19 protein-coding genes and 3 tRNA genes are annotated in these 21,518 nt (G+C 70.8%); 8 read left to right on the top strand and 14 right to left on the bottom strand.

What is annotated here, in order from left to right; all coding sequences use genetic code 11:
* Window positions 1-82 precede the first annotated feature (82 nt).
* Together AB0J87_RS35735 and AB0J87_RS35730 are read right to left on the bottom strand one after the other, a co-directional pair.
* Window positions 83-1,273, bottom strand: a complete 1,191-nt coding sequence (locus AB0J87_RS35735) for a glycosyltransferase family 4 protein (RefSeq protein ID WP_363972391.1) — start codon at window positions 1,271-1,273, stop codon at window positions 83-85.
* Window positions 1,270-2,115 (bottom strand): sulfotransferase, encoded by an 846-nt coding sequence (locus AB0J87_RS35730; protein ID WP_363972388.1) that lies wholly within the window; start codon window positions 2,113-2,115, stop codon window positions 1,270-1,272. The genes AB0J87_RS35735 and AB0J87_RS35730 overlap by 4 nt, the downstream gene beginning before the upstream one ends.
* Window positions 2,116-2,204: 89 nt before the next feature.
* Between AB0J87_RS35730 and AB0J87_RS35725 the strand changes: the two genes are divergently transcribed.
* A complete protein-coding gene (locus AB0J87_RS35725) occupies window positions 2,205-3,395 on the top strand; it encodes a hypothetical protein (RefSeq protein WP_363972385.1) in 1,191 nt (396 codons plus the stop codon).
* On the opposite strand, the gene AB0J87_RS35720 is transcribed toward AB0J87_RS35725, so the two are convergent.
* From AB0J87_RS35720 to AB0J87_RS35710, 3 genes are all read right to left on the bottom strand, one after another.
* Window positions 3,389-4,222 (bottom strand): carbohydrate ABC transporter permease, encoded by an 834-nt coding sequence (locus tag AB0J87_RS35720; protein ID WP_363972382.1) that lies wholly within the window; start codon window positions 4,220-4,222, stop codon window positions 3,389-3,391. The genes AB0J87_RS35725 and AB0J87_RS35720 overlap by 7 nt on opposite strands.
* On the bottom strand, window positions 4,219-5,136 hold the full coding sequence (locus AB0J87_RS35715) for a sugar ABC transporter permease (RefSeq protein ID WP_363972379.1): 918 nt from the start codon (window positions 5,134-5,136) through the stop codon (window positions 4,219-4,221). The genes AB0J87_RS35720 and AB0J87_RS35715 overlap by 4 nt, the downstream gene beginning before the upstream one ends.
* Window positions 5,137-5,200: 64 nt before the next feature.
* Window positions 5,201-6,535: an extracellular solute-binding protein gene (locus tag AB0J87_RS35710; protein ID WP_363972376.1), complete on the bottom strand. Its 1,335-nt coding sequence runs from the start codon at window positions 6,533-6,535 to the stop codon at window positions 5,201-5,203.
* 206 nt (window positions 6,536-6,741) lie between these two features.
* On the opposite strand from AB0J87_RS35710, the gene AB0J87_RS35705 reads away from it, so the two are divergent.
* Window positions 6,742-8,238 (top strand): alpha-N-arabinofuranosidase, encoded by a 1,497-nt coding sequence (locus AB0J87_RS35705; RefSeq protein WP_363972373.1) that lies wholly within the window; start codon window positions 6,742-6,744, stop codon window positions 8,236-8,238.
* A 196-nt stretch (window positions 8,239-8,434) separates the two neighbouring features.
* Here AB0J87_RS35705 and AB0J87_RS35700 read toward each other — a convergent pair whose 3' ends face one another.
* Window positions 8,435-9,418: a LacI family DNA-binding transcriptional regulator gene (locus tag AB0J87_RS35700; protein WP_363972923.1), complete on the bottom strand. Its 984-nt coding sequence runs from the start codon at window positions 9,416-9,418 to the stop codon at window positions 8,435-8,437.
* Between the two features lie 351 nt (window positions 9,419-9,769).
* Window positions 9,770-10,210 carry a MarR family transcriptional regulator gene (locus AB0J87_RS35695; protein ID WP_363972370.1) on the bottom strand — a complete coding sequence of 147 codons (441 nt, stop codon included), beginning with the start codon at window positions 10,208-10,210 and terminating at the stop codon, window positions 9,770-9,772.
* 118 nt (window positions 10,211-10,328) lie between these two features.
* Between AB0J87_RS35695 and AB0J87_RS35690 the strand changes: the two genes are divergently transcribed.
* The 3 genes from AB0J87_RS35690 (at window position 10,329) to AB0J87_RS35680 (ending at window position 14,434) form a co-directional block, all read left to right on the top strand.
* On the top strand, window positions 10,329-10,835 hold the full coding sequence (locus AB0J87_RS35690; protein ID WP_363972367.1) for a nuclear transport factor 2 family protein: 507 nt from the start codon (window positions 10,329-10,331) through the stop codon (window positions 10,833-10,835).
* Between the two features lie 259 nt (window positions 10,836-11,094).
* Window positions 11,095-12,720, top strand: coding sequence for an ABC-F family ATP-binding cassette domain-containing protein (locus AB0J87_RS35685; protein WP_363972365.1), 1,626 nt, complete (start codon window positions 11,095-11,097; stop codon window positions 12,718-12,720).
* Window positions 12,713-14,434, top strand: coding sequence for an ABC-F family ATP-binding cassette domain-containing protein (locus tag AB0J87_RS35680; protein ID WP_363972362.1), 1,722 nt, complete (start codon window positions 12,713-12,715; stop codon window positions 14,432-14,434). The genes AB0J87_RS35685 and AB0J87_RS35680 overlap by 8 nt, the downstream gene beginning before the upstream one ends.
* A gap of 37 nt (window positions 14,435-14,471) precedes the next feature.
* On the opposite strand, the gene AB0J87_RS35675 is transcribed toward AB0J87_RS35680, so the two are convergent.
* Complete coding sequence (locus AB0J87_RS35675) at window positions 14,472-15,284, bottom strand: LLM class flavin-dependent oxidoreductase (protein ID WP_363972360.1); 813 nt, start codon at window positions 15,282-15,284, stop codon at window positions 14,472-14,474.
* 476 nt (window positions 15,285-15,760) lie between these two features.
* On the opposite strand from AB0J87_RS35675, the gene AB0J87_RS35670 reads away from it, so the two are divergent.
* On the top strand, window positions 15,761-16,033 hold the full coding sequence (locus AB0J87_RS35670; RefSeq protein WP_363972357.1) for a hypothetical protein: 273 nt from the start codon (window positions 15,761-15,763) through the stop codon (window positions 16,031-16,033).
* A 137-nt stretch (window positions 16,034-16,170) separates the two neighbouring features.
* Here the strand turns inward: AB0J87_RS35670 and AB0J87_RS35665 are convergent.
* The 4 genes from AB0J87_RS35665 to AB0J87_RS35650 all read right to left on the bottom strand — a co-directional run bounded on the left by AB0J87_RS35665 (window position 16,171) and on the right by AB0J87_RS35650 (window position 17,109).
* Window positions 16,171-16,245 (bottom strand) — tRNA-Val (locus AB0J87_RS35665).
* A gap of 1 nt (window position 16,246) precedes the next feature.
* Window positions 16,247-16,320, bottom strand: a tRNA-Cys gene (locus tag AB0J87_RS35660).
* A 16-nt stretch (window positions 16,321-16,336) separates the two neighbouring features.
* A tRNA-Gly gene (locus tag AB0J87_RS35655) sits at window positions 16,337-16,408 on the bottom strand.
* Between the two features lie 65 nt (window positions 16,409-16,473).
* Window positions 16,474-17,109 carry an ACT domain-containing protein gene (locus AB0J87_RS35650; protein ID WP_355198235.1) on the bottom strand — a complete coding sequence of 212 codons (636 nt, stop codon included), beginning with the start codon at window positions 17,107-17,109 and terminating at the stop codon, window positions 16,474-16,476.
* A 190-nt stretch (window positions 17,110-17,299) separates the two neighbouring features.
* Here AB0J87_RS35650 and dusB point away from each other — a divergent pair, with 190 nt between their 5' ends.
* A complete protein-coding gene (gene dusB / locus AB0J87_RS35645; RefSeq protein WP_363972353.1) occupies window positions 17,300-18,463 on the top strand; it encodes a tRNA dihydrouridine synthase DusB in 1,164 nt (387 codons plus the stop codon).
* A gap of 21 nt (window positions 18,464-18,484) precedes the next feature.
* On the opposite strand, the gene AB0J87_RS35640 is transcribed toward dusB, so the two are convergent.
* On the bottom strand, window positions 18,485-19,264 hold the full coding sequence (locus AB0J87_RS35640; RefSeq protein WP_363972350.1) for a phytanoyl-CoA dioxygenase family protein: 780 nt from the start codon (window positions 19,262-19,264) through the stop codon (window positions 18,485-18,487).
* Window positions 19,265-19,320: 56 nt separating this feature from the next.
* Between AB0J87_RS35640 and AB0J87_RS35635 the strand changes: the two genes are divergently transcribed.
* A complete protein-coding gene (locus tag AB0J87_RS35635) occupies window positions 19,321-20,217 on the top strand; it encodes a helix-turn-helix domain-containing protein (RefSeq protein ID WP_363972347.1) in 897 nt (298 codons plus the stop codon).
* Between the two features lie 10 nt (window positions 20,218-20,227).
* Here AB0J87_RS35635 and AB0J87_RS35630 read toward each other — a convergent pair whose 3' ends face one another.
* A complete protein-coding gene (locus tag AB0J87_RS35630) occupies window positions 20,228-21,382 on the bottom strand; it encodes an ROK family protein (RefSeq protein ID WP_363972344.1) in 1,155 nt (384 codons plus the stop codon).
* Window positions 21,383-21,518 lie beyond the last annotated feature (136 nt).

The raw sequence follows: 21,518 nt of genomic DNA, 5'->3' as shown, positions 1-21,518 counted from the left end.
CGCCCTTTGAGATGCTTTTGCCGAAATGGGTGATATTTCGTGACAAAGGGCGCGGAAAGCCCGGCCATGTCGAAGGAATCGGTCAGGTAAATCTTTTCCCGGACGTCCAGAAGTTGTCGGCCACGCGCTCACCCGCCAGCAACTCCGAGAACAAATCCTCCCACAATGGCATCACCAATTCAGGCGCGTACGCACGCGACGCTTTGTGCGCCGCCTTCCCCATCCGCACCCGCAGTTCCCGGTCACCCATGACCCGGCTCAGCGCGGCGGCCAGCGCGTCCACGTCCCGCGGCGGCACGAGCACGCCGTCCACCCCGTCCGTCAGCACGTCCCGGGGCCCGGTCGGGCAGTCGAAGGCGACCACGGGCAGCGCGTGCGTCATGGCCTCGATCATCACCATCGGCAGGCCCTCGAACCGGGAGCTCAGCGCGTACACGGAGGACTCCGCCAGCTCCCTGTCCAGCCGGTCGGTGCGCCCGGCCAGCGACACGTGCTCGCCCAGCCCGAACCCGTCGATGAGCCCCTGCAACTGGCCCTTGCGCGGCCCGGTGCCGAAGATGCGCAACCGCCATTCCGGATGCTCCCGCACCACCTGCGCGAAGGCCGTGATGAGCAGGTCGAACCCCTTCTGCGGCACCAGCCGCCCGGCCGCGACCACGACGGGATTGACCTGCTGGGAACGTTCCTGGTCGGCCTGATGGACCGCGTTCGGGATCTGCACGATGGGGGTCGAGGGCAGCAGGCGCTGGTACTCGAGGCGGTTGGTGCGCGTCAGCACGGTGACCGCGTCGAACCGGCCGTAGTGGCGGGCGATCTCCCTGCGGATGGTGTCGGGGTACGCTGACAGGTTCATGTGCTCCTGGGCGACCCTGACGACGTCCTTGGCGGCGCGGCGGGCGGCGATCAGGTTCAGGGCGGGCCTGGTGGTCACGAGGACGCCGTCGCGCAGGCCGGAGACGTACTCCATCGCCGCCCACTCCACCCGCTCGGTGAAGTAGTCGGCCGCGAACTCGCCCCTCGGCACGATCTTGCCGCGTACCTTTCGCCAGGCCCGGCGCCCGAACGAGTCCGGCGCCCTGCCGCCGCGCTGGTCCACCAGCGCGGTGATCCCGACCCGCGGGTCGAGCGCGAACTGGGGGGTGTCGCGCCGCCGCACCAGGCTGACCAGCTCGACGTCGTGGCCCGCGGCGGCCATCGCGTTGGCCTGGTTGACGACGGTGCGGATGGTGCCGCCCATGCCGTACGCGTGCAGCATGAGGTAGCGGATCTTCACGTGAGGTACCCCCAGGTCCGGCACATGGGTTTCAGCGCGTCCGGGACCTGGTCCGCGGAGGGGAGCTCCCGCGCGGGCTGCACGGCGCCGGAGCGGATCTTGTCGCGCCAGTCCCCGAGGCCCTTCTCCAGGACGGACTGCTTCCCGTAGGCGAGCATCCCCGCTTCCCACTCCAGGCCCAGGAAGTCGCAGATCTCGCGGGTCACCTTCTCCGGGTCGGCGCTCAGCTCCTCGTACCTGACGGTCAGGCCGGGCAGGGCTGACCTGGCCCGTTGCACGGCCTTCATGTACCGCAGCGCGTCCAGCGCGGCCTCCTCGGGGGTGCGCCTGTCGGGGCTGGCCTCGTGCCAGGACGCGGCGATCGAGGCGGGGTGGCGGAGCAGGAAGACGAAGCGCGCGTCGGGCCAGCAGGCGGCGATGCGCTGGTAGGCGAAGGCGTTCGCGGGGGTCTTGTCCACGATGAACCGTTTGCCGCTGCGTACCAGCTCCCGGTGCAGGACGCGGTCCCACAGCAGATGCTCCAGATCGGCCTGGTTGTGCCCGAGGGCCGCCATCGCCTTGGCCGCCAGGCTCGTGTCGAACTGCACGCGGAGGCGGCGTACGTGCAGCTCGTGAGGGGCGTGCAGGGCGGAGTGGGCGTTCAGAATCGCGCGCAGGAGCGTCGAACCGGACCGCACGGGGGACAGGAGGAACACGGGGGAGTCGAGCAACCGGTCGGTCGCCGGATCCGCGGGCGGTCTGATCTCGGGAACGGGCTGGGGAGGAGCCGCTTTTCCTACACGTTCGATCTGGAATCCGGTGAACCTGACCAGCGCTTTGTTCATTTTGCGCTGCCAGTTCATGCCGAGGGAGACTACCCATCGTTCCTGGCAATTCCCTGGCAACGGTAAACGGCGGACGTAATCTGATATTTACCGATACGCTCGCGCGCGTGGACGATCTCGATCGCGTTTCCTGGGGCAAGCTGAAGCACGCCTACGGCCGGGCCACGGACGTGCCCGGCCAGATTCGGGCGCTCGCGTCCGCCGACGAAGGCGAGCGCCAGAAAGCCATGTCGGCGCTCTACGGCAACATTTTCCACCAGGGCACGCGCTTCCCGGCCACCCCGCACGCGGTGCCGTTCCTGGCCCGCCTGGCCGCCGACCCCGCCACGCCCGACCGCGAGCTGATCCTCCATCTGCTCGCCTCCCTGGCCCTCGGCTACGAGGAGGGCCACCTGCCGGAAGGCGTCGGCATCGCGCGCTGGCGCGAGGAGAGCGCGGGCGTGCAGTCCAGGAGCAAGGAGGAGGCCGACGCCCACCTCGAGCAGTGGGTGGCCGAGGCGCCGAACGACGCCGTCCGCAGGGACCGGGCCTACGTCCGGCAGACGTACGACCACAAGCTGGAGCGCATGTTCGACGCCGCCATGCTGGCCTCCTACGACGCCGTCAGGGAGAACCTGCCGATCTCCCTCCTGGCCGACGGGGATCCGCACGTCAGGACGGCCGCGGCGTACCTCGTGAGCTGGTTCCCGGAGGAGGCGGACACCACCGGGCCCGCGCTCGCCGGCCTCGTCGAGGCCGACGCCGAGCCGGTCACGGTCGCGACGGCGATGTTCGCGCTCTCCCTGCTGCCCTGGCCGACAGAGGCGTCGGCAGGGGCGCCGGCAGGGGCGCCGGCAGGGGCGATCGAGCCCGGGCTCGGCCACGCCGACGGCCTCGTGCGCGACGCCGCCGCGCTGGCGCTGGTCAACCTGTACGGCGAGGACGCGCCCCCGAAAGCTCGCGACGCCGTCGTCAGGCTGCTCACCGCCACCGGCGACACCCCGCTCCCGTACGCCGAGGGCGACCTGGCCACGCTGGCCGCCCGCGTCAGCAAGCGACGCCTGCCCGGTGAGGCGCCCGCCAGGGCCCAGGCCCTCATCGCCCGCCTGGCGGCCGCCAAGCCCGTGGACGCCTTCCCGATCGCGGGCGACCTCCTGGAGACCGTCGCGGACGCGCCGGAGCTACGGCGCGCCGCCCTCACGGCCATCGCCGACCTGAGTGACGACGCGTGGAGCTGGATCAACCTCCAGGAGGTGCTGCGCGCCCACGGCGTCCCGGACGACCGGGACGCCCTGCGGGAGCACCTGCGGGATCACTGACCGGCCAGGCCGGTGTGGGCGACGCCGCGTACGATCTGCCGCTGGAAGAGCACGAACACCACCAGCAGCGGCAGCCCGGCCAGCACGACCGAGGCCATGATCTGCGCGTACCGCAGCCCGAACGTCCCCTGCACCACGTTGGCCAGCCCGACGGGCAGCGTCATCGTGTTCGGGTCGGTGGAGACCAGGAACGGCCAGAGGAAGTTGTTCCAGGTCGTGATGAACGTGAAGATCGACACGGCGGCCAGCACCGGGCGCGACAGCGGCAGCACGATCGTGAAGAACACCCGCCACCGCCCGGCCCCGTCCACGAAGGCCGCCTGTTCCAGCTCCGGCGGCACGTCCTGGAAGAACTTGAACAGCACGTACACGATCAGCGGCGCCGCCACCTGCGGCAGGATGATCGCCCACCAGGTGTCGACCAGCCCGAGCGCCACCATCTCCGCGAACAGCGGCGCGATCAGCACGTGCGGCGGCACCATGATCCCGGCCAGGATCACCGCGAGCAGCACCCGCTGCCCCTTGAACTGCGTGCGCGCGAACCCGTAGGCCGCCATCGCCGAGAACAGCACGGTCAGGAACGTGACGATCACCGCGGTGACGGTCGAGTTGATCGCCCACTTGACGATGCCGCCGGTGCCCAGGACCAGCCGGTACGAGTCCAGCGTGATCTCGCTGCCGAACCACTGCAGCGGGACCTTCGTGGTCTCGGTCTCCGGCTTGAGCGAGGTGGCGATCGCCCAGGCGATGGGCGCGAGCCAGACGACCGCCAGGGCCAGGGCGACCACCAGCAGGACGAACTGGCTGAAGCTGAACCGCTTGGTCATGACGAGACCTCCGTCCGCTTGCGGAACAGCCGCAGCTGCGCCAGGGAGACGATGACGATCAGGACGAACAGGATGTACGAGACGGCCGAGGCGTAGCCGGTGCGGTAGCCGGTGAAGCCGACGTCGTAGGCGTACTCGATGATCGGCCTGGTGGAGTCCTGCGGCCCGCCGGCGGTCATCAGGTAGATCTGGTCGAACACCTTCAGCGACGCCAGCAGTTGCAGCACCACGATGAGCGCGGTCGTGCGGCCGAGCAGCGGCAGGGTGATCGAGCGCAGCCTGTCCCAGGCCGAGGCTCCGTCGATGGCGGCGGCCTCGTACAGGTGCTGCGGGATCGACTGCAGCGCGGCCAGGTAGAGCAGGAAGTTGAAGCCGACCGTCCACCAGACCGTGGTCAGCACCATCGACCACATGGCGACCGACGGGTCGCCCAGCCACAGCGTGTCGGTGCCGAGCGTGCCGTTGAGCAGGCCGTAGTCGGGCGGGTAGATCATCTGCAGCCACAGCAGCGACACGACGGCGGACGGCAGCAGGAACGGCCCGAAGAACGACAGCCGCCACAGCCACTGCACGAACCGCAGGTGGTGCACCAGCAGCGCGAACCCGAGGCCGAGCAGCACCAGCGGGACCGTGCTCAGCACGGTGAACACCAGCGTGTTCCACAGCGAGTGCCACATGCGCGGGTCGGCGAACGCCTCGGCGTAGTTGGCGAACCCGACCAGGTGGTTGTTGCCGCCCGCGATGTTCACGCTCGACAGGCTCATCCGGAAGCCGAGCACCGTCGGCCAAACCAGGAAGGCCAGGTAGATCAGCAGGAACGGCGCCACGAACAGCAGCCCGTGCTGCGTCCAGCCACGCCGGACCTTCGCCTGGGCGACGGGGGCGGCGGTCGCGCGGGCCGCGACGGTGGTCATGCGCCCTCCTTCGTCGGTCGCACGACCAAGGTGCCGTGTTCATTGGTGACCTCGACAAACCCGGTCATTGGCGCTCCTCGGCGGGGAAGGGGTTCGGGGCGGACAGCAGCCGGTCGAGCGCCGCCTTGGCCGCGGCCAGGCCCTCCTCCGGCGTGTGGTCCCCGGTGATGACCGGGGAGAAGGCCTGCCCGAACTCGAGCCACAGCCGCGACGCCGACCCGGTGAACCACACCTGCGGGTCGAGCGCGACGTCGGTGATGACCGAGCGGTACTCCGACTGCGGCTGGAGAGACAGGTACTCGGGCTCCTCCAGCGCCGGCAGGTACGCGGGCACGTGCCCGGCGACCGCCCAGTCCGCGCTGTTCTTGACCAGGTAGGCGATGAACCGGTACGTGGCCCGCTCCACCTCGGGGTCCCGGTTGCGCTGGTGCGGCAGCACGAACGAGTGGCAGTCGGCCTGCGCCGCCCCCGAGCCGAACACGTTGGGGAACCGGGTCATGCTGAACGGCGTCTTGCGCTCCTTGAGGCCGGTGGTCTCCCAGTCGCCGTTCCACAGGAACGCGGCCTGGCCGTTGGTGAAGTTGGCCACCGAAGCCCCGTAGTCGGTGCGCCGGTCGCACAGCCCCTCCTCCCCGAGCCGGCGCATGAACCGCAGCACCTCGAGCGCCTTGGCGTCGTCGATGGCGATCTTGGTGCCGTCGTCCGACAGCAGCGTGCCGCCGCTCTGCGGGTAGAGCGAGTACCACACGCGCCAGGGGCCCACGGTGCCGATGCCGAGCGCGTCGTAGGCCAGCGGGGGCTTGCCGCCCATCACCTCCTTGGCCTTGTTGAGCGCCGCGACCAGCTCGTCCACGCCCGTCGTGGGCTTCAGCTTGCCGTCGGGGCCGAGCAGCCCGGCCTTCCCGCAGATGTCGGTGTTGTAGTACTGCACCATCGGGTGGGCGTCGAACGGGATCGCGTACAGCACCCCGTCGAGGTGGGCACGCTCCCAGATGGGCGGGCTGAAATCGGCGGCCCGCAGGCCGGCCTCCTCCAGCAGCTTCACGTTGATGGGGTCGAGGATCTGCCCCGCGCCGATCCCGGCCAGGCGGGCCAGGTGGAAGGTGGCCAGATCGGGGGAACGGCCGCCGGAGCCGGCCATCGCGATCTTCGTGTAGTACGGCTCGCCCCAGGCGAGCACGTTCTCCTCGACGAAGACGTCCGGGTTGTCCTTGGCGAACGCCTGGACCATCTTGTTCATGATGATCCCGTCGCTCGCGCCGAGGAAGTGCCAGTACTGGACCCGGGTCTGGGACGAGCCGAGCCCGACGGGGATGGCGCATCCGGCGGCGGCGGCGCCGGCGAGTGCGAGGCTTCCGCCGAGAAGCAGGCGGCGGGAGATGTGAGGGGGATCTTGCACGGTGGCCTCTCCTGCGAGCTGTCGCTTTCCGCTGAGGTCGGGGGCCGTTTGTTTCGTTGGGGTTACCCGAGTGTTAGCGGTAACAACCGGCGTGTCAAGTCCCCTCCCTGACCAGCGCCACCTGGTGGTGCACCCCTTGACCGGCCTCCTTGTTATCGCTAACAATCTGGATCACGTAACGCCCGCGAAACCCAGGAGATCTCTCCGTGCACCAGGCAAAACTCACGCTCGATCCCGCGTTCAAGGTCGCCCCGGTCCGGCGGCGCACCTTCGGCACGTTCGTCGAACACCTCGGGCGCTGCGTCTACACCGGCATCTACGAGCCGGGCCACCCGTCGGCCGACGAGGACGGCTTCCGCGGCGACGTGCTCGACCTGACCAGGGAGCTGGGGGTGTCGACGGTCCGCTACCCGGGCGGCAACTTCGTCTCCGGCTACCGCTGGGAGGACGGCGTCGGCCCCGTCGATCGGCGCCCCCGCCGGCTGGACCTGGCCTGGCACAGCACCGAGACGAACGAGGTCGGCGTGGACGAGTTCGTCCGCTGGTGCCGCAAGGCCGGCGTCGAGCCCATGATGGCGCTCAACCTCGGCACCCGCGGCATCGAGGCGGCCCTCGACCTGCTGGAGTACTGCAACCACCCGTCCGGCACCGCGCTGTCCGACCAGCGCATCGCCAACGGCTCCAAGGAGCCGCACGGGATCAGGATGTGGTGCCTGGGCAACGAGATGGACGGCCCCTGGCAGACCGGGCACAAGACCGCCCACGAGTACGGCCGGCTCGCCGCCGAGACCGCCCGCGCCATGCGCATGGTGGACCCGTCCCTGGAACTGGTCGCCTGCGGCAGCTCCAGCTCCAGCATGCCGACCTTCGGCGCGTGGGAGGCCACGGTGCTGGAGGAGGCGTACGACGTGGTGGACTACATCTCCTGCCACGCGTACTACGAGGAGAAGGACGGCGACCTGGGCAGCTTCCTGGCCTGCTCGACCGACATGGAGTACTTCATCCGCTCGGTCGTGGCCACCGCCGACTCCGTCGGCGCCAGGCTGAAGTCGCGCAAGCGGATCGACCTCTCCTTCGACGAGTGGAACGTCTGGTACCTGTCGCGCTTCCAGAACGCCGCGCCGCCCGCCGACTGGCCGATCGCGCCGAGGCTGCTGGAGGACCACTACCACCTGGCCGACGCCGTCGCCTTCGGCGGCCTGCTGATCACCCTGCTGCGCAACAGCGACCGGGTCACGGCCGCGTCGCTGGCCCAGCTCGTCAACGTCATCGCACCCATCGTGACCGAGCCCGGCGGGCGGGCGTGGCGCCAGACCACCTTCCACCCGTTCGCGCAGGCGTCCCGGCTCGCGGCCGGCGACGTGCTGCGGGTGGAGCCGGTGTCGCCGTCGTACGAGACGGCGCAGTTCGGCGAGGTGCCGCTGCTGCACGCGGTGGCCACGCACTCGGAGGAGGGCACGACGCTGTTCGCCGTCAACCGCTCCACCGACGGGCCGCTCTCCCTGGAGATCGACACCCGGGCGCTCGGCGGCGCCCGCATCGTCGAGGCCACGACCCTGACGGACCCGGACGTCTACGCCCGCAACACGGCCGACGACCCGGACCGGATCGCGCCCCGGGCCAACCCGGACGTGGAGCAGGACCCGGCCCGCGTGCTCCTGCCCCCGGTCTCCTGGAACGTGATCCGCCTGGCCCGCCCGTAACCACCACGCCACCGGGCTGACCACTGGCGCTCAGCCCGGCACCTTCGCGGGGCTGACCGCTCATGCTCGGCCCCGCACCTTCCCGAGGCTGACCGCCGATGCTCGGCCCGGCACCTGCGCCGGGCTGAGCACGGGACCACGCCGCAGACTTCACCGGCGGACCCTCGCCTCGGACGCCTCCGGTCCTTGCCGCCTCCTACGCCTCCGGGGCCGGGGCGGTGCTCTCCCTCACGACCAGCTCGGGCTCCACCAGCCGCCGCGCGTCGACCGACGCTCCCGCCATCCGGTCCAGCAGCAGGTGGAAGGCGTGCCGGCCCACCTCGTGGAAGTCCTGGCGTACGGTCGTCAGCGGCGGCCAGAAGTAGGCCGACTCGGGGATGTCGTCGAACCCGACCACGCTCACGTCCTCCGGCACCCGCCGCCCGGCCTCACGCAGGGCGCGCAGCACGCCGAGCGCCATCTGGTCGTTGGCCGCGAACACGGCGGTGACCTCCGGATTCGGGGCCAGCTGCTGCCCGAGCTGGTAGCCGGAACGCGAGCTCCAATCACCCCGCAGCACGTCGGGCACCGGCCGGTCGGCGGACTCCAGCACGCCCTGCCACCCCTCGATGCGCCCGTTCGCGTCGAGCCAGTCGGCGGGCCCGGCCACGTGCCACACCGTGCGATGGCCGAGGCTGAGCAGGTGCCGGGTGGCCCTGGCGGCGCCCGTACGCTGATCGACCTTGGCCACGGGCACGGGGATGTCGTCCCCGGCGTCGACCGCGACCACGGGCATCTCGGCCGGCAGATGCCGCAGCCCGTCGGCGGCCGACTCGTGCGGCGCGACGATGATCACGCCGTCCACGGCCTGGTCGCGCAGCCGTTCCACGCCCTCCTCCATCGACTTACGGCTGAGCGAGGGCAGGCTGGCGATGCTCACGTTGAACCCGGCGTTCCTGGCGGCCTGCTCGATGCAGTAGAGCGTGGAGGCGGGCCCGTACAGGGTGGTGTCGATGCTCACCACCCCGAGCACCCCGGACCGCCCGGTGACGAGCTGGCGCGCGGCCTGGTTGGGCCGGTAGTCGAGCTCCTGTACGGCGGCGAGCACGCGCGCCCTGGTCTCGGCCCGCACCCGATCCGGCGCGTTGAGCACGCGCGACACGGTCATGGCCGAGACTCCGGCGAGCACGGCTACGTCCATGAGCACCGCAGGCCTGCCGTCCCTGGATCTCACGGAGGCTCACCCCCTTGCCGATAACGCTAACAGCCGCCGACCCCGAACGCGCGGACCATTATCACCGCCCGACCCGCCTCCAGAAAAGCACGGCCTTCCACGACGGGGCCGCTCCGCACCCGGGATTCCAGCCAGCGCCTCCCAGGGGGCCTGCCGCCCCCTCCGACCCCCGAAAACCTCCGCTCGTCGGGCCCCCGATACGTGGGTGCCGAGCGGGCCTGCTGGAGCCCGCCCGGATACCCCGCTCGCCACCCCCGTGGGAGCGCGTCCCGATCCCGACGGAGATTGCGCTGAGCACCACTCAGGGACGGCGCTGTTTCAGGCGCCTTCGACGATGTTCCACAGCATGCTGTGGAACTTGGCATGCTCGGAAGCCGGGATGGCGGCGAGGCGTTCGCTGATGGCCGCGTCGCGGGCCACGGCGACCTGGTTCTTCACCTCGACGCCCCTCGGCGTGGCCGCCGGAATGCGGACGCGCCGGTCGCGTTCGGAGACGTTGCGGATGATCAGGCCGTCCTTCTCCAAGCGGTCGATGATGGCCACCAGCGTCGTCTTGTCGATGTCGAGCTCGCGGGCGATCTCGAGCTGAGTGCGTTGCGAGCCGTCGCTGACCAGGGCGAGGACGAGCCAGTCCCGCAGGTCGGCGAGGCCGGCCGCGCGCGACACCCTGTTGAAGGCCTCCTTGAGCGCCTCGGCGGCGCGATGGGCCAGCCAGGTCAGGTCTTCGGCCGGCACGGAGCGGTCACTGTCTCGGGGCACGAGCGGATACTATCGCATGCTCCTCGGATAGTCCTGTCTCATATCGTCTTGCTTCGGATAATCCATCACCGTATGGTTGAGCACTCGGAGACCGCCCTCAACGGCTGGGAGAACGCGCATGGCCACCGACCTCGGAGCCCGGATCCGCCGGCTCGAAGACCGCGTCGAGATCGTCGAGCAGGTCACCAAGTACGCGATCAGCGTCGATCGCCGTGACTGGGAGCTGTTCGCCGCCTGTTTCACCGACCCCGTGTACACCGACTACTCCGAACTGGGCAGCCCGGCCGGAAGCTTCGCCCGCGACGAGGTCGTCCGCCGCATCAGCGAGGCCCTCGACGGGTTCACCGCCACGCAGCACATCAGCCCGAACCATGTCGTCGAATTCGACCCGGACGATCCCGACCGGGCGATCTGCCACTCCGCCATGTACGCGCAGCACCTCCTCGAAGGGGCCGAGGGCGGCGACTTCTACCTGCTGCGCGGCTCGTACACCAACCACATGCTCCGCACCCCGGACGGCTGGCGCATCGAGCGCATCGTCCAGCACGTCGGCTGGGCCGACGGCAACCGCGGCGCGGTCGCGGAAGCCGTGGCCCGGACCCGGGCGAAGAGGAGCAGGGGATAGCCGTGGCCCGGTCCCGAGCGAAAGGGACCAGGGATAGCCGGCGCCCAGCGGGTGCTATGGTGTGAAACGCTCGTGATCAGAAGCTAGGAGACCAGACGTGGCAGGTGACGACGACATCTCCGGGTGATACCGGAGATTGACCGGCCCCGGCAGGCGCACATGACCGCCGCCGATGTGGCCCTCGTCGTCATTCCCGAACCCCTGTCCCCTTTACCGGGCGGCTTCGGCGCGCCCGCGTTCTCTCACGAGGTCTTCTCGCATGTCCGACGCGTTCATCATCTGCTCCAGCCTGTCCTTCTCCTGGCCTGACGACACGCCCGTCTTCAGCGACCTGTCCTTCACCGTGGGCGGCGGCCGTACGGGCCTCGTCGCCCCCAACGGCGCGGGCAAGAGCACGCTGCTCAAGCTGATCGCCGGCGAGTACCGGCCCGGAGGCGGGAGCGTGTCCGTCAGCGGGCTGCTCGGTTACCTGCCGCAGAGCCTGCCCCTCACCGGCGACCTGACCGTGGCCGAGGTTCTCGGCATCGCCCCGGTGATCGCCGCGCTGGACGCCATCGAGTCGGGCGACGCCAGTGAGGAGCACTTCACCACGATCGGCAACGACTGGGACATCGAGGAGCGCACCCGCGCCCAGCTCGACCGGCTCGGGCTCGGCGATCTCGTGTTCGACCGCACGTTGCGGACGCTGAGCGGCGGCCAGGTCGTCTCGCTCGGCCTGGCCGCGCAGCTGCTCAGGCGGCCCGACGTCCTGCTGCTCGACGAGCCGACGAACAACCTCGACCTCGCCGCCCGCCGCCGGCTCTACGACGTGCTCGGCGACTGGAACGGCTGCCTGCTCGTGGTCAGCCACGACCGGGCCCTGCTCGACCGGATGGACCGCATCGCCGAGCTCGACCGGGGCGAGGTGCGCTTCTACGGCGGCGACTTCACCGCGTACGAGGAGGCCGTACGCGGTGAGCAGGAGGCCGCCGAGCGGAACGTGCGCAGCGCCGAGCAGGAGCTCAAGCGCGAGAAGCGGGAGATGCAACAGGCCCGCGAGCGCGCCGACCGCCGGGCGAGCAACGCCGCCCGCAACCTCAAGAGCGCCGGGCTGCCGCGCATCTTCGCCGGGAACATGAAGCGGGGCGCCCAGGAGTCGGCCGGGCGGGCGGGCCAGATGCACGCCGCCCGCGTCAGCGACGCCAAGGCCAGGCTCGACGAGGCCGGGCGGGCGCTGCGCGACGACCAGAAGATCACGCTGGAGCTGCCGGGCACGAACGTGCCCGCCGGGCGCACGGTGTTCCACGGCGAGCACCTGCAGGCCCGTGGCCTGTTCGCCGAGCCGGGTGTCGACCTGACGGTCCGCGGGCCCGAGCGCATCGCGCTGACCGGCCCCAACGGCGCGGGCAAGTCGACCCTGCTACGCCTGATCAGCGGCGACCTGGCGCCCGACGGCGGCACGACCAGGCGGGCCGACGGCCGGGTCGCCTACCTGTCGCAGCGGCTCGACCTGCTCGACGTCGAGCGCACCGTGGCCGAGAACCTGGCCGCGTTCGCCCCCCGCATGCCGGAGGCGGAGCGGATGAACCTGCTCGCCCGCTTCCTGTTCCGCGGTGCCCGCGCCCACCTGCCGGTGGGCGTGCTGTCGGGCGGCGAACGGCTGCGCGCCACGCTGGCCTGCGTGCTCTGCGCCGATCCGGCTCCGCAACTCCTGCTGCTCGACGAGCCCACCAACAACCTCGACCTGGTCAGCGTGGGGCAGCTGGAAAGCGCGCTCGGCTCGTACGAGGGGGCGTTCGTGGTGGTCAGCCACGACGAGCGGTTCCTGGCGGAGATCGGGGTGGAGCGCCGGCTGGAGCTGTCCGGCGGCCGGCTGCTGGAGACCGGAGGGCCCATCGGTGAGTGACGCGCTGCTCGCCCGCGACCTCGTACGGACGCTGGGCACGCGGCGCGTGCTCGACGGCGTCACCCTCACCGCCGCCCCCGGCCGCCGGATCGGGCTGATCGGCGAGAACGGCGCGGGCAAGTCCACCTTGCTGCGGCTGCTGGCGGGGGTGGACCAGCCCGACTCCGGCGCCGTCGTCCGCCCCGCCGACCTCGGCTTCCTGCACCAGGAGCTGCCGTTCGACGGCGATGCCACGGTCGCCGACGTGCTCGACGACGCCCTGCGCGAGGCGCGCGCCGACCTGGCCGAGCTCGACCGGCTCACCCGGGCGCTCGCCGGGGCCCCGGACGACGCCGCTCTGCTCGAAGCGTACGGGGCCCGGCTCGACCAGGCGCAACAGCGCGAGTCCTGGGACGCCGACCGACGCGCGGAGATCGTCCTCGACCGGCTCGGCCTGGGTGGCGTGCCGCGTTCCCGTTCGCTCGCGTCCCTGTCGGGCGGGCAGCGCGGGCGGCTGGCCCTGGCGGCGCTGCTCATCAGGCGGCCCGCGGCACTCCTGCTGGACGAGCCCACCAACCACCTGGACGACGCCGCCGCGGTGTTCGTGGAGGAGCAGCTGCGCGGCATGTCCGGGGTCGTGGTCGTGGCCAGCCACGACCGGGCATTCCTGGACGCGGTCTGCACGGACCTGATCGACCTCGACCCCGCGGTGGACGGGCCCGTCCGGTACGGGGGCGGGTACGGCGCGTACCTGGCCGAGAAGCGGGCCGAGCGGGAGCGTTGGGAGCAGCGGCACGTGGAGGAGCAGGCCGAGCTCGGCGAGCTGCGCCGGTCCGTCGCGGTGACGGCGCGGCGGGTGGCGCTGGACGGGCTGCGGCGCGACAACGAGAAGATGGGGTACGGGCACCGTGGTGGGCGCGTGCAGAGCCAGATCTCGCGCAGGGTACGCAACGCCGCCCGGCGGCTGGCCGAGCTGGAACGCGACCAGGTCCCCGCCCCACCGCCGCCACTCCGTTTCCACCCTCCGGCCCTGGCCTCCCACGCGCCGGACGACGCCACTCCCGCCCTGAGCACCTCGGCGCCCGAGGACGCCACTCCCGCCCTGAGCACCCCCGCGCCCGAGGACGCCGCACCCGACGTGCCGGAGAACGTCGCTCCCCACGCGCCCCTGCTGTCGTTGCGGGACGTGCGGGTGTCGGGACGGCTCGCGATCGACCGGCTCGACGTGTCGCCAGGGGAGCGCCTGCTGGTCACCGGGCCGAACGGTGCGGGCAAGTCGACGCTCCTGGCAGTACTGGCCGGCCGGCTCGACGCGGAGGGCGAGGTGCGGCGGCGGCGCGGCCTGACCGTCGGGCTGCTGGCCCAGGACACCGTGTTCGAGCGGCCGGACCGCACGGTGCGGGAGACGTACGAGCTGGCACTGGGAGCGGAGCGCGCCGAGGCCGTGACGCTGCGCTCCCTCGGCCTGATCGGCCGGCGGGACGTGGACCTGCGGGTGGGCGAGCTGTCCGTCGGCCAGCGCCGGCGGCTCGCGCTGGCGCTGCTGGTGGCGGACCCGCCGGAGGTGCTCCTGCTCGACGAGCCCACGAACCACCTCTCGCCCCGCCTCTCCGACGAACTGGAGGAGGCGATGGGCTCGGCGGGACCCGGCGCGATAGTGATCGCCAGCCACGACCGGTGGTTGCGGGCACGCTGGCAGGGCCGCCACGTCCGGCTTCACCACCGTGACAGGTGACGCCGGCACCGGCCTGGAGGCGCGAATGACAAAGGCCTCAGCCCACGTGCGGCGGCCCCGCCTTGACGCGCTCCACGAGTTGCTCCATGGAGCCCCGATATCCGTGGAGGTGCTCCAGCCACCAGGTGGCGCCCGCGTCGGCGTAAGCCTTCACCGAGGAGCCAGGCTCGCTGACCCCGATGATCGCCACGTCGAAACCCGAGGCTGAAGGCCGGTGCCGGAGCACCTCTCCGACCTGAACGGCGAGCGAGTCCGGCGACAGCGTCATGCGGCACTCCTGGTCGTCGCCGCCGACGATCCACCCGTCCCAGCGAGCGGCCCGGCGAAGAGCGCCCGGAGCCGAGCCGCCGACCCACACCGGGACCCGGGGGCGCTGGAGGGGCAGCGGCGACAGGCGTACCCCGTCGATCGTGTAGTGGGCGCCCCGGTGGTGCACCTCGGCGCCGGACCAGAGCGAGGAGATGACCTCCAGCGCCTCGTCGAGCACGTGCCCACCGGGCCGGGACGAGCCGAATGCGGTGAACTCGGCGGTCACTCCGCCCAGCCCGGCACCCAGGATCGCCCGGCCGCCGCTCAGCCGATCGAAAGTGGCCACGGTGTGAGCCAGCGTTTCCGGACGGTGCCGGGCCACGGCGGTCACCGCGGTGCCCAACCGGACACGGGAGGTTTCCTGGGCCGCGGCGGCCAGCACCACCCACGGGTCGGCCGATGGCGTCCCCCAGGCGAAGGCAAGGTGATCCCACACCACCACGGCATCCCATCCGGCGGCCTCGGCCTCCCGAGCCAGATGAACCAAGCGCGATGGCTCTGCGAGCTCACCGAGGATCGCGATGTCGATGCCGTAACGCATAGGCCCACCCAAGCACGCGGCACCGACGTTTCAGGACGACGTCGAGGGCGGGATTCCGTTGCCGAGGAGGCTCGGCAGGGCTGGCCGATCACGTCGACCTGAGCTGCGACGTCAGGTGTAACCGGCTCGGGAGGGCTGTTCTTGGCGCTCACCGCCTCAACGGTGAACTCGTCGTAGTCCATGGGACGGATGGGCGGAAGCGTTCGCGGCTGGGCTGATCTGATCAGGGAGGTATCGAAGCCGTCGGGCCATGCGTTACCTCCTCATGGCGCTTCGGAGCACTTGCTCAGTTCGGAGCGGACGGTTAGTGTTTTTTGGCGAAGCGATCCAGAGTGATGTGCTGCGGGGATGGTCACTCAGGGCCGACGAAGCGGCTGGATCATCCGCGATGCCCGTGCTGGCGGACACGCGGTCATGGGGGGAAGACGCGCAAGCGTCTGGGAAGTGACCCAACGGACCGTGGACCGGGATCGCAGATGATCGTTCTAAACGCAACCTGGCAGCGAGTGGCGCTCGGCGCGCTCTTGGTTCTTCTCCTCATCCCGCTTGTCACCATAATGGCGCCGGCGTTGCCCATCCTGATCTGGCGGTCGGAGGGGCGTGAGTTCGTTCTTGCCCTGTTCGACAAGGTCACGGAACTTGCACGGGCGCTCGTCCCACGGGATGACGGCAACGACGAAGCCGTCGAAGGTGAGGGCCTCAAGGTCGCTCCGGCCGATCAAAAGAGCGTCGAGCCGACAGCGAGCTGAGCGTGATGGAGCGGTCGTAGTGGATGAAGCTGGGCCAGACGTCAGCACCGGTGCTGACGGCAACCATGATCAACCGAGGACAACAAGAAGCCCCAGACTCTCGGCATGTGCCGTGAGCTGGGGCTTAACTCTTGAACTGGTGGACGATACTGGGATTGAACCAGTGACCTCTTCCGTGTCAGGGAAGCGCTCTCCCGCTGAGCTAATCGTCCGTGGAGGTGGCGACGGGATTTGAACCCGTGTGGACGGCTTTGCAGGCCGCTGCCTCGCCTCTCGGCCACGCCACCGAGTCGAATCTCTCCGAGCGGAAGACGGGATTCGAACCCGCGACCCTCACCTTGGCAAGGTGATGCTCTACCACTGAGCCACTTCCGCGTTGCTGCCTCGACAACTCTAGCGCGTTCGCCGACCGGATGGTTACGCGTAGCGGTGGAGTGCGCCTATTTGCGGAGCTGGCGGGCCACGCTCCGCTCGGTGGCGGGCAGGCTGAGGAAGATCTCCAGGATGCGGGTGAGCCGGTGGACCTCGATGCGGTGGAAGGCGGGGCCTTCCGAGCGGGCCAGGAGGAGGGAGAGGGCCAGAGGCGGCAGCGGGGCGTGGATGACGTGCAGCCCCTCCTCCAGGGTGACGGCCGTCGGGCGGGACGGGGTCTCCTCCGGGACGATCAGGTCTTTCGGGGCGCGCCAGCTGGCGTACAGGACGCGCCGCTCGGCGGTCGTGGCGGCCCAGTCGGCGCTGAACAGGACCGGGAGCGAGTCGACGAGCGTGGTGAGCGCGCGGTCACCCGCCGTGGTGATGTACTTGAGAATCTCCAGCTCAGGGTACGTGCCTGGAGCCTCCCGCGTGGTCCAGATGCCCTCGACCGCCACGCCCTCCACCGTCTCCAGGCTCTTGACCAGCGACTGCCTGGGCGTGCTCTCCGCGCAGAAGACCGTGATGTCGTCAACGGCCTGGCCGGCGCCCCGGTCGAGCACGGTCACCTGCGTGATGTCGGCCCCCGACGCCCCCAGGACCTTGGTCACCTGTGCGAGCGAACCCGGCTTGTCGGGCAGCGCCACCCGTACGCGAAGAAGCATCCGTCCTCTCTCCGCTCAAGATGCGAATAACAACGTCTCTGATCAGCTTAGCCATCCTGCGTCAGGCATACCCGGCTGGGATCGTTGCCCACCTGGGCGGGGAGGCGTGGGCGCTCACCCTGAGTGACCATGAGATTACCAGGCTTTGGCCTGTGCGGGTAGAACGTGTGAGCGATGCGCGGGTGGCAACGTGACGTTTACGAATACCGGTTACGACCTGACCTGCGCTACAACTGACGGAGTGAAGATTGGGCCGATTGGGGTTTGGCCGCCCGTGGTGCTGGCGCCGATGGCGGGCATCACGAACGCGCCGTTCCGGGTGCTGTGCAGGGAGCAGGGCGCGGGCCTGTTCGTCTGCGAGATGATCACGACGCGCGCGCTGGTCGAGCGTAACCCGAAGACGCTGCGGATGATCAGGTTCGCGGAGTCGGAGCGGCCCAGGAGCATCCAGCTGTACGGGGTGGATCCCGACATCGTGGGGCGGGCGGTCAAGATGATCGCCGAGGAGGACCTGGCCGATCACGTCGACCTGAACTTCGGCTGCCCGGTGCCCAAGGTGACCAGGCGCGGGGGCGGGTCCGCGCTGCCGTACAAGAGGAATCTGCTGCGGCGGATCCTGCGGGAGGCGGTGGCCAACGCGGGGTCGTTGCCCGTCACGATGAAGATGCGCAAGGGGATCGACGACGATCACCTGACGTATCTCGACGCGGGGCGGATCGCGGCCGAGGAGGGCGTCGCGGCGATCGCGCTGCACGCCCGCACGGCCAAGCAGCATTACGGGGGAGTGGCCGACTGGGAGGCCATCGCCCGGCTGAAGGAGGCCGTGCCGGAGATTCCCGTGCTGGGCAACGGCGACATCTGGTGCGCCGACGACGCCCTGCGCATGGTGGCGCGCACCGGGTGCGACGGCGTGGTGGTCGGGCGGGGCTGCCTGGGGCGGCCGTGGCTGTTCAAGGACCTGGAGAACGCGTTCAACGGCAGCCCCGAGCGGGCCCGGCCCACGCTCGGCGAGGTCGCCGAGGTGATGGCCAGGCACGCCGAAGGGCTGACCGAGTGCTTCGACATCGAGCGGTACGCGGTCGCCGACTTCCGCAAGCACGTCGGGTGGTATCTGAAGGGGTTCACGGTCGGGAGCGAGCTGCGACGGGAGCTGGCCACGGCCGAGTCGCTCGACGGGCTGCGCGAGGGGCTGGCGAAGCTGGAGCACGACCAGCCGTGGCCGCCGAACACCGACACGCCTCGCGGGAAGTCGGGTGAGCGGACCAAGGTGCTGCTGCCGGACGGGTGGCTGGACGACCCCTGGGACTGCGTGATCCCCGAAGGCGACGCGGAGTCCGACATCTCCGGCGGTTGACCTCTTCCGCGGGTACGCGGCTTAGTGGGGGCCGGTGATCTCGGTGCCGCAGGGGCCGCCGCCCACGGACGTCTCCAGCCGGACGGGTTCGCCCGACATCGTGAGCGTCGGGTAGTACTCGGCGATCCGCTCGGCCGAGCGGCCCACGTAATGGCAGATGAAGCTGCGCCTGAAGCGGTCGGCCGTGCTGTTCGGCTCCGAGCCGTGCACCAGGCTGCCGTTGAAGAACAGCACGTCCCCGGGCTCCATGTCCACCGGCACCTTCGTCAGGCCGGGCGGCGGCGGCACGTACTCCCTGGTGAAGGAGATGTCCTGGTCCGCCTCCTCCGGGCAGAACAGGTCCATGAGGTGCGTCCCCGGCACGACCTCGAGGCCGCCGTTGGCCCGGTCCACCTTGTCGAGCGCCACCCATGCGGCCACGCACGTGCCCGGCTCGACCCGGAGGTAGAAGTTGTCCTGGTGCAACGCCTGGCCCCTGGCGCCCGGCGGCTTGAAGTAGAACATGCTCTGGGCTGCTATCGGCTCCTCTCCTAGGATGTCGCGGAGAATCGCGGCGATGCGCGTGTCGAGCAGATACCGCAGGGCCAGGTCGTTCACCTGGTGAGGGTGCATGATCCGCGGGTAGTCACGGAGGATGTCGTACGGCCGGCCGGGTTCCTGCGGCTGCGGCGCGAAGTGACCCGGGATCGGCCCCTTGGCGTGCAGCGCCATGAACGCGTCGCGCAGCTCGGCCACCTCTTCCGGGGCGAGGAGACCGGGCACCAGCAAGTACCCCTGATCGTGGAAGTCGTTGAGCCTCATGTTTCCCACGCTAGAGACCGGGATCGTGGAACGGTATGCCTGTGACCGCTGAGGACATGTCTGTTCCTGCTGCCGAGCTGACGATCGTCGGCCACTACGACAATGCGCCCGGGTACGCCACCCGCCGTCCCGCCGGGTCGCCGAGCTGGCTGCTGCTGTGGACGGAGGCGGGGGCGGGGTTCGTGGCGCAGGGCGGCGCGTCGTTCGAGGTCCGGGCGGGGGACCTGGCGGTGCTCGGGTCCGGGGTGTCGCAGTACTACCGGGTGCTGCCGGGCGCGGGGCGGTGGCGGTTCTGGTGGGTGCACTTCCAGCCCCGGCCCTCGTGGGCGGCCTGGCTGGGGCCGTTCGCCCGGGGCGACGGGTGCCATCTGGTCGGGGGCGTGCCGGTGGGCGTGCGCGGGCGGATGGGGCTGGCGTTCGAGCGCGCGCTCCAGGACGCCCGGTGGGTGCCGGCCGCGCCCCTGCCCGACGTGTACCCGCCCGTGGCGGCTTCCGCCGAGGCGCGGCTGCCCGCCGTCGTCCTGTCGGGGCCGGTGCGTGAGCTGGTGCTGGGGGCCGTCGAGGAGGCGATCGTCCTGGCCACCGCTTCCGCCCGGCCCGAGGGGGCGCGGCGGCCGGACGAGGGCGACGAGCGGGTACGCCGGGCGCTCGCGCTCATCGCCGCCGAGCCCGGAGCGGCGCACTCGGTCGCCTCGCTGGCGCGTGCCGTCGCGCTCTCGCCGTCCCGCTTCGCCCACCTGTTCGCCGCCGAGACCGGGCGCAGCCCGATGCGGGCGGTCCGCGAGGCGCGGGTACGGCACGCCGCGAGCCTGCTGGAGGTGACGGACCTGGACGTGGGGCAGGTGGCGGCGGCGTCCGGCTTCGTCAGCCCGTTCCACTTCAGCCGGGCCTTCAGCCGCGAGTACGGCCTGCCACCCCGCGACTACCGCGCCCGCCGCCGCCCGCCCTCCTGACCCAAGGGCGTCAGCGGGTGAACGGGAGGGGGCCTCTGTCGGGGGTGAAGAGCTGGTCGTCGAGGTGGTCGACCGCGTAGTCGATGGCCCCCACCACCACGCACTCGTCCCCCAGCGTCGACGCCCGCACCTCCGGCATCCGCATGCACGTACGCTCCAACCGCTCCCGCAGCCGCCCCAGCAGCACGTCGGAGGAGCGGGAGAAGCCGCCGCCCAGCACCACCATCTGCGGGTCCAGGATGAGCACCATCGCGGCCGTGCCCACCGCGAGGTCGTCCACGTACCGCTCGACGGCGGCGAGCGCCACCGGGTCCCCGTTGCGGGCGGCGGCCAGCGTCCAGCCGGCCGCGTCCTCGGGCGGCGTGCCCTCGGGGAGGGACGGGCAGGTGTTGAGGTGCTCGGCGGGGTCGTACCAGCGGGCCTCGGGCAGCATGGAGATCTCCCCGGCCGCCGCCCCGAACCCCCTGTGCACCTTCCCGCCGATGATCAACCCGGCTCCCATGCGCCGGCCGACGTGCATGAACACCACGTCCCTGGCGCCCTTGGCCACCCCGCGCCGGGTCTCGGCCATGGCGGCCAGGCGGCTGTCGTTCTCGATGAGGATCTGGCAGGGGAACATCTCGCGCAGCTTGCCCGCGAGGTCGAGGTCGCGCCAGGCGGGCACGGCGGCCGAGTAGATGACGCGCCCCTCGACGTCGATCACGCCGACCGTGCCGACCGAGATCATCCACAGGTCGGAGACCGACGTACGGCTGAGCGCCAGGCAGCCGGAGACGGCGCGTTCGATCGCCGCCAGGCGCTCCTCGATCGGGTCGTCGGGCAGCACCGGCTGCCGGGTCTCGGCGAGGATCTCGCCGTCCAGGTCGGACAGGGCGGCGCGGATGTTGTGACCCCCTATGTCCACCCCGACCAGGTAGCCGCTGTCGGCGCGGAAGCGGTAGCGGCGGGCCGGCCGGCCCATCGTGCCGGGGCTCGGCGGCACCTCCTCCACCCAGCCCAGGCCCATGAGCTCGTCGGTGACCTCCTTCATGGACGGCCGGGACAGGCCGGTGCGCTCGGCGAGCGCCGACAGGGTGAGCGGCCCCGCCCTGCGCAGCTCCCGGATGGCCGTCAGCGAGTTGAGCTGCCGCAGCCGGGACAGGTCGCCGCCGCGAACGTCCGCCATCGCCGTCCTTAAGTAGGTCTCCTCTGTAACCAGAGATTATGCCAGCGATTGACGGCTGTACGCGCCGCCTCCACCTCCTGTTATTGCGGCAAAAATCCGTCATTGACCCCGCCGGAGCGCCGGTGCTACTAATGAA

Source organism: Nonomuraea sp. NPDC049625 (assembly GCF_040675285.1).
GTDB classification, from domain to species: Bacteria; Actinomycetota; Actinomycetes; order Streptosporangiales; family Streptosporangiaceae; genus Nonomuraea; species Nonomuraea angiospora_A.
This window is presented reverse-complemented; position numbering and strand designations above follow the sequence as displayed.

What these genes read in the sequence shown, in the direction of transcription:
- AB0J87_RS35635 (WP_363972347.1), top strand. Translation starts at nt 19,321, where the DNA reads ATGTCTGTTCCTGCTGCCGAGCTGACGATCGTCGGCCACTACGACAAT.
- AB0J87_RS35675 (WP_363972360.1), bottom strand. Translation starts at nt 15,284, where the DNA reads ATGCGTTACGGCATCGACATCGCGATCCTCGGTGAGCTCGCAGAGCCA.
- AB0J87_RS35730 (WP_363972388.1), bottom strand. Translation starts at nt 2,115, where the DNA reads ATGAACTGGCAGCGCAAAATGAACAAAGCGCTGGTCAGGTTCACCGGA.
- AB0J87_RS35640 (WP_363972350.1), bottom strand. Translation starts at nt 19,264, where the DNA reads ATGAGGCTCAACGACTTCCACGATCAGGGGTACTTGCTGGTGCCCGGT.
- AB0J87_RS35715 (WP_363972379.1), bottom strand. Translation starts at nt 5,136, where the DNA reads ATGACCACCGTCGCGGCCCGCGCGACCGCCGCCCCCGTCGCCCAGGCG.
- AB0J87_RS35720 (WP_363972382.1), bottom strand. Translation starts at nt 4,222, where the DNA reads ATGACCAAGCGGTTCAGCTTCAGCCAGTTCGTCCTGCTGGTGGTCGCC.
- AB0J87_RS35670 (WP_363972357.1), top strand. Translation starts at nt 15,761, where the DNA reads ATGATCGTTCTAAACGCAACCTGGCAGCGAGTGGCGCTCGGCGCGCTC.
- AB0J87_RS35685 (WP_363972365.1), top strand. Translation starts at nt 11,095, where the DNA reads ATGTCCGACGCGTTCATCATCTGCTCCAGCCTGTCCTTCTCCTGGCCT.
- AB0J87_RS35700 (WP_363972923.1), bottom strand. Translation starts at nt 9,418, where the DNA reads ATGGACGTAGCCGTGCTCGCCGGAGTCTCGGCCATGACCGTGTCGCGC.
- AB0J87_RS35630 (WP_363972344.1), bottom strand. Translation starts at nt 21,382, where the DNA reads ATGGCGGACGTTCGCGGCGGCGACCTGTCCCGGCTGCGGCAGCTCAAC.
- AB0J87_RS35690 (WP_363972367.1), top strand. Translation starts at nt 10,329, where the DNA reads ATGGCCACCGACCTCGGAGCCCGGATCCGCCGGCTCGAAGACCGCGTC.
- AB0J87_RS35650 (WP_355198235.1), bottom strand. Translation starts at nt 17,109, where the DNA reads ATGCTTCTTCGCGTACGGGTGGCGCTGCCCGACAAGCCGGGTTCGCTC.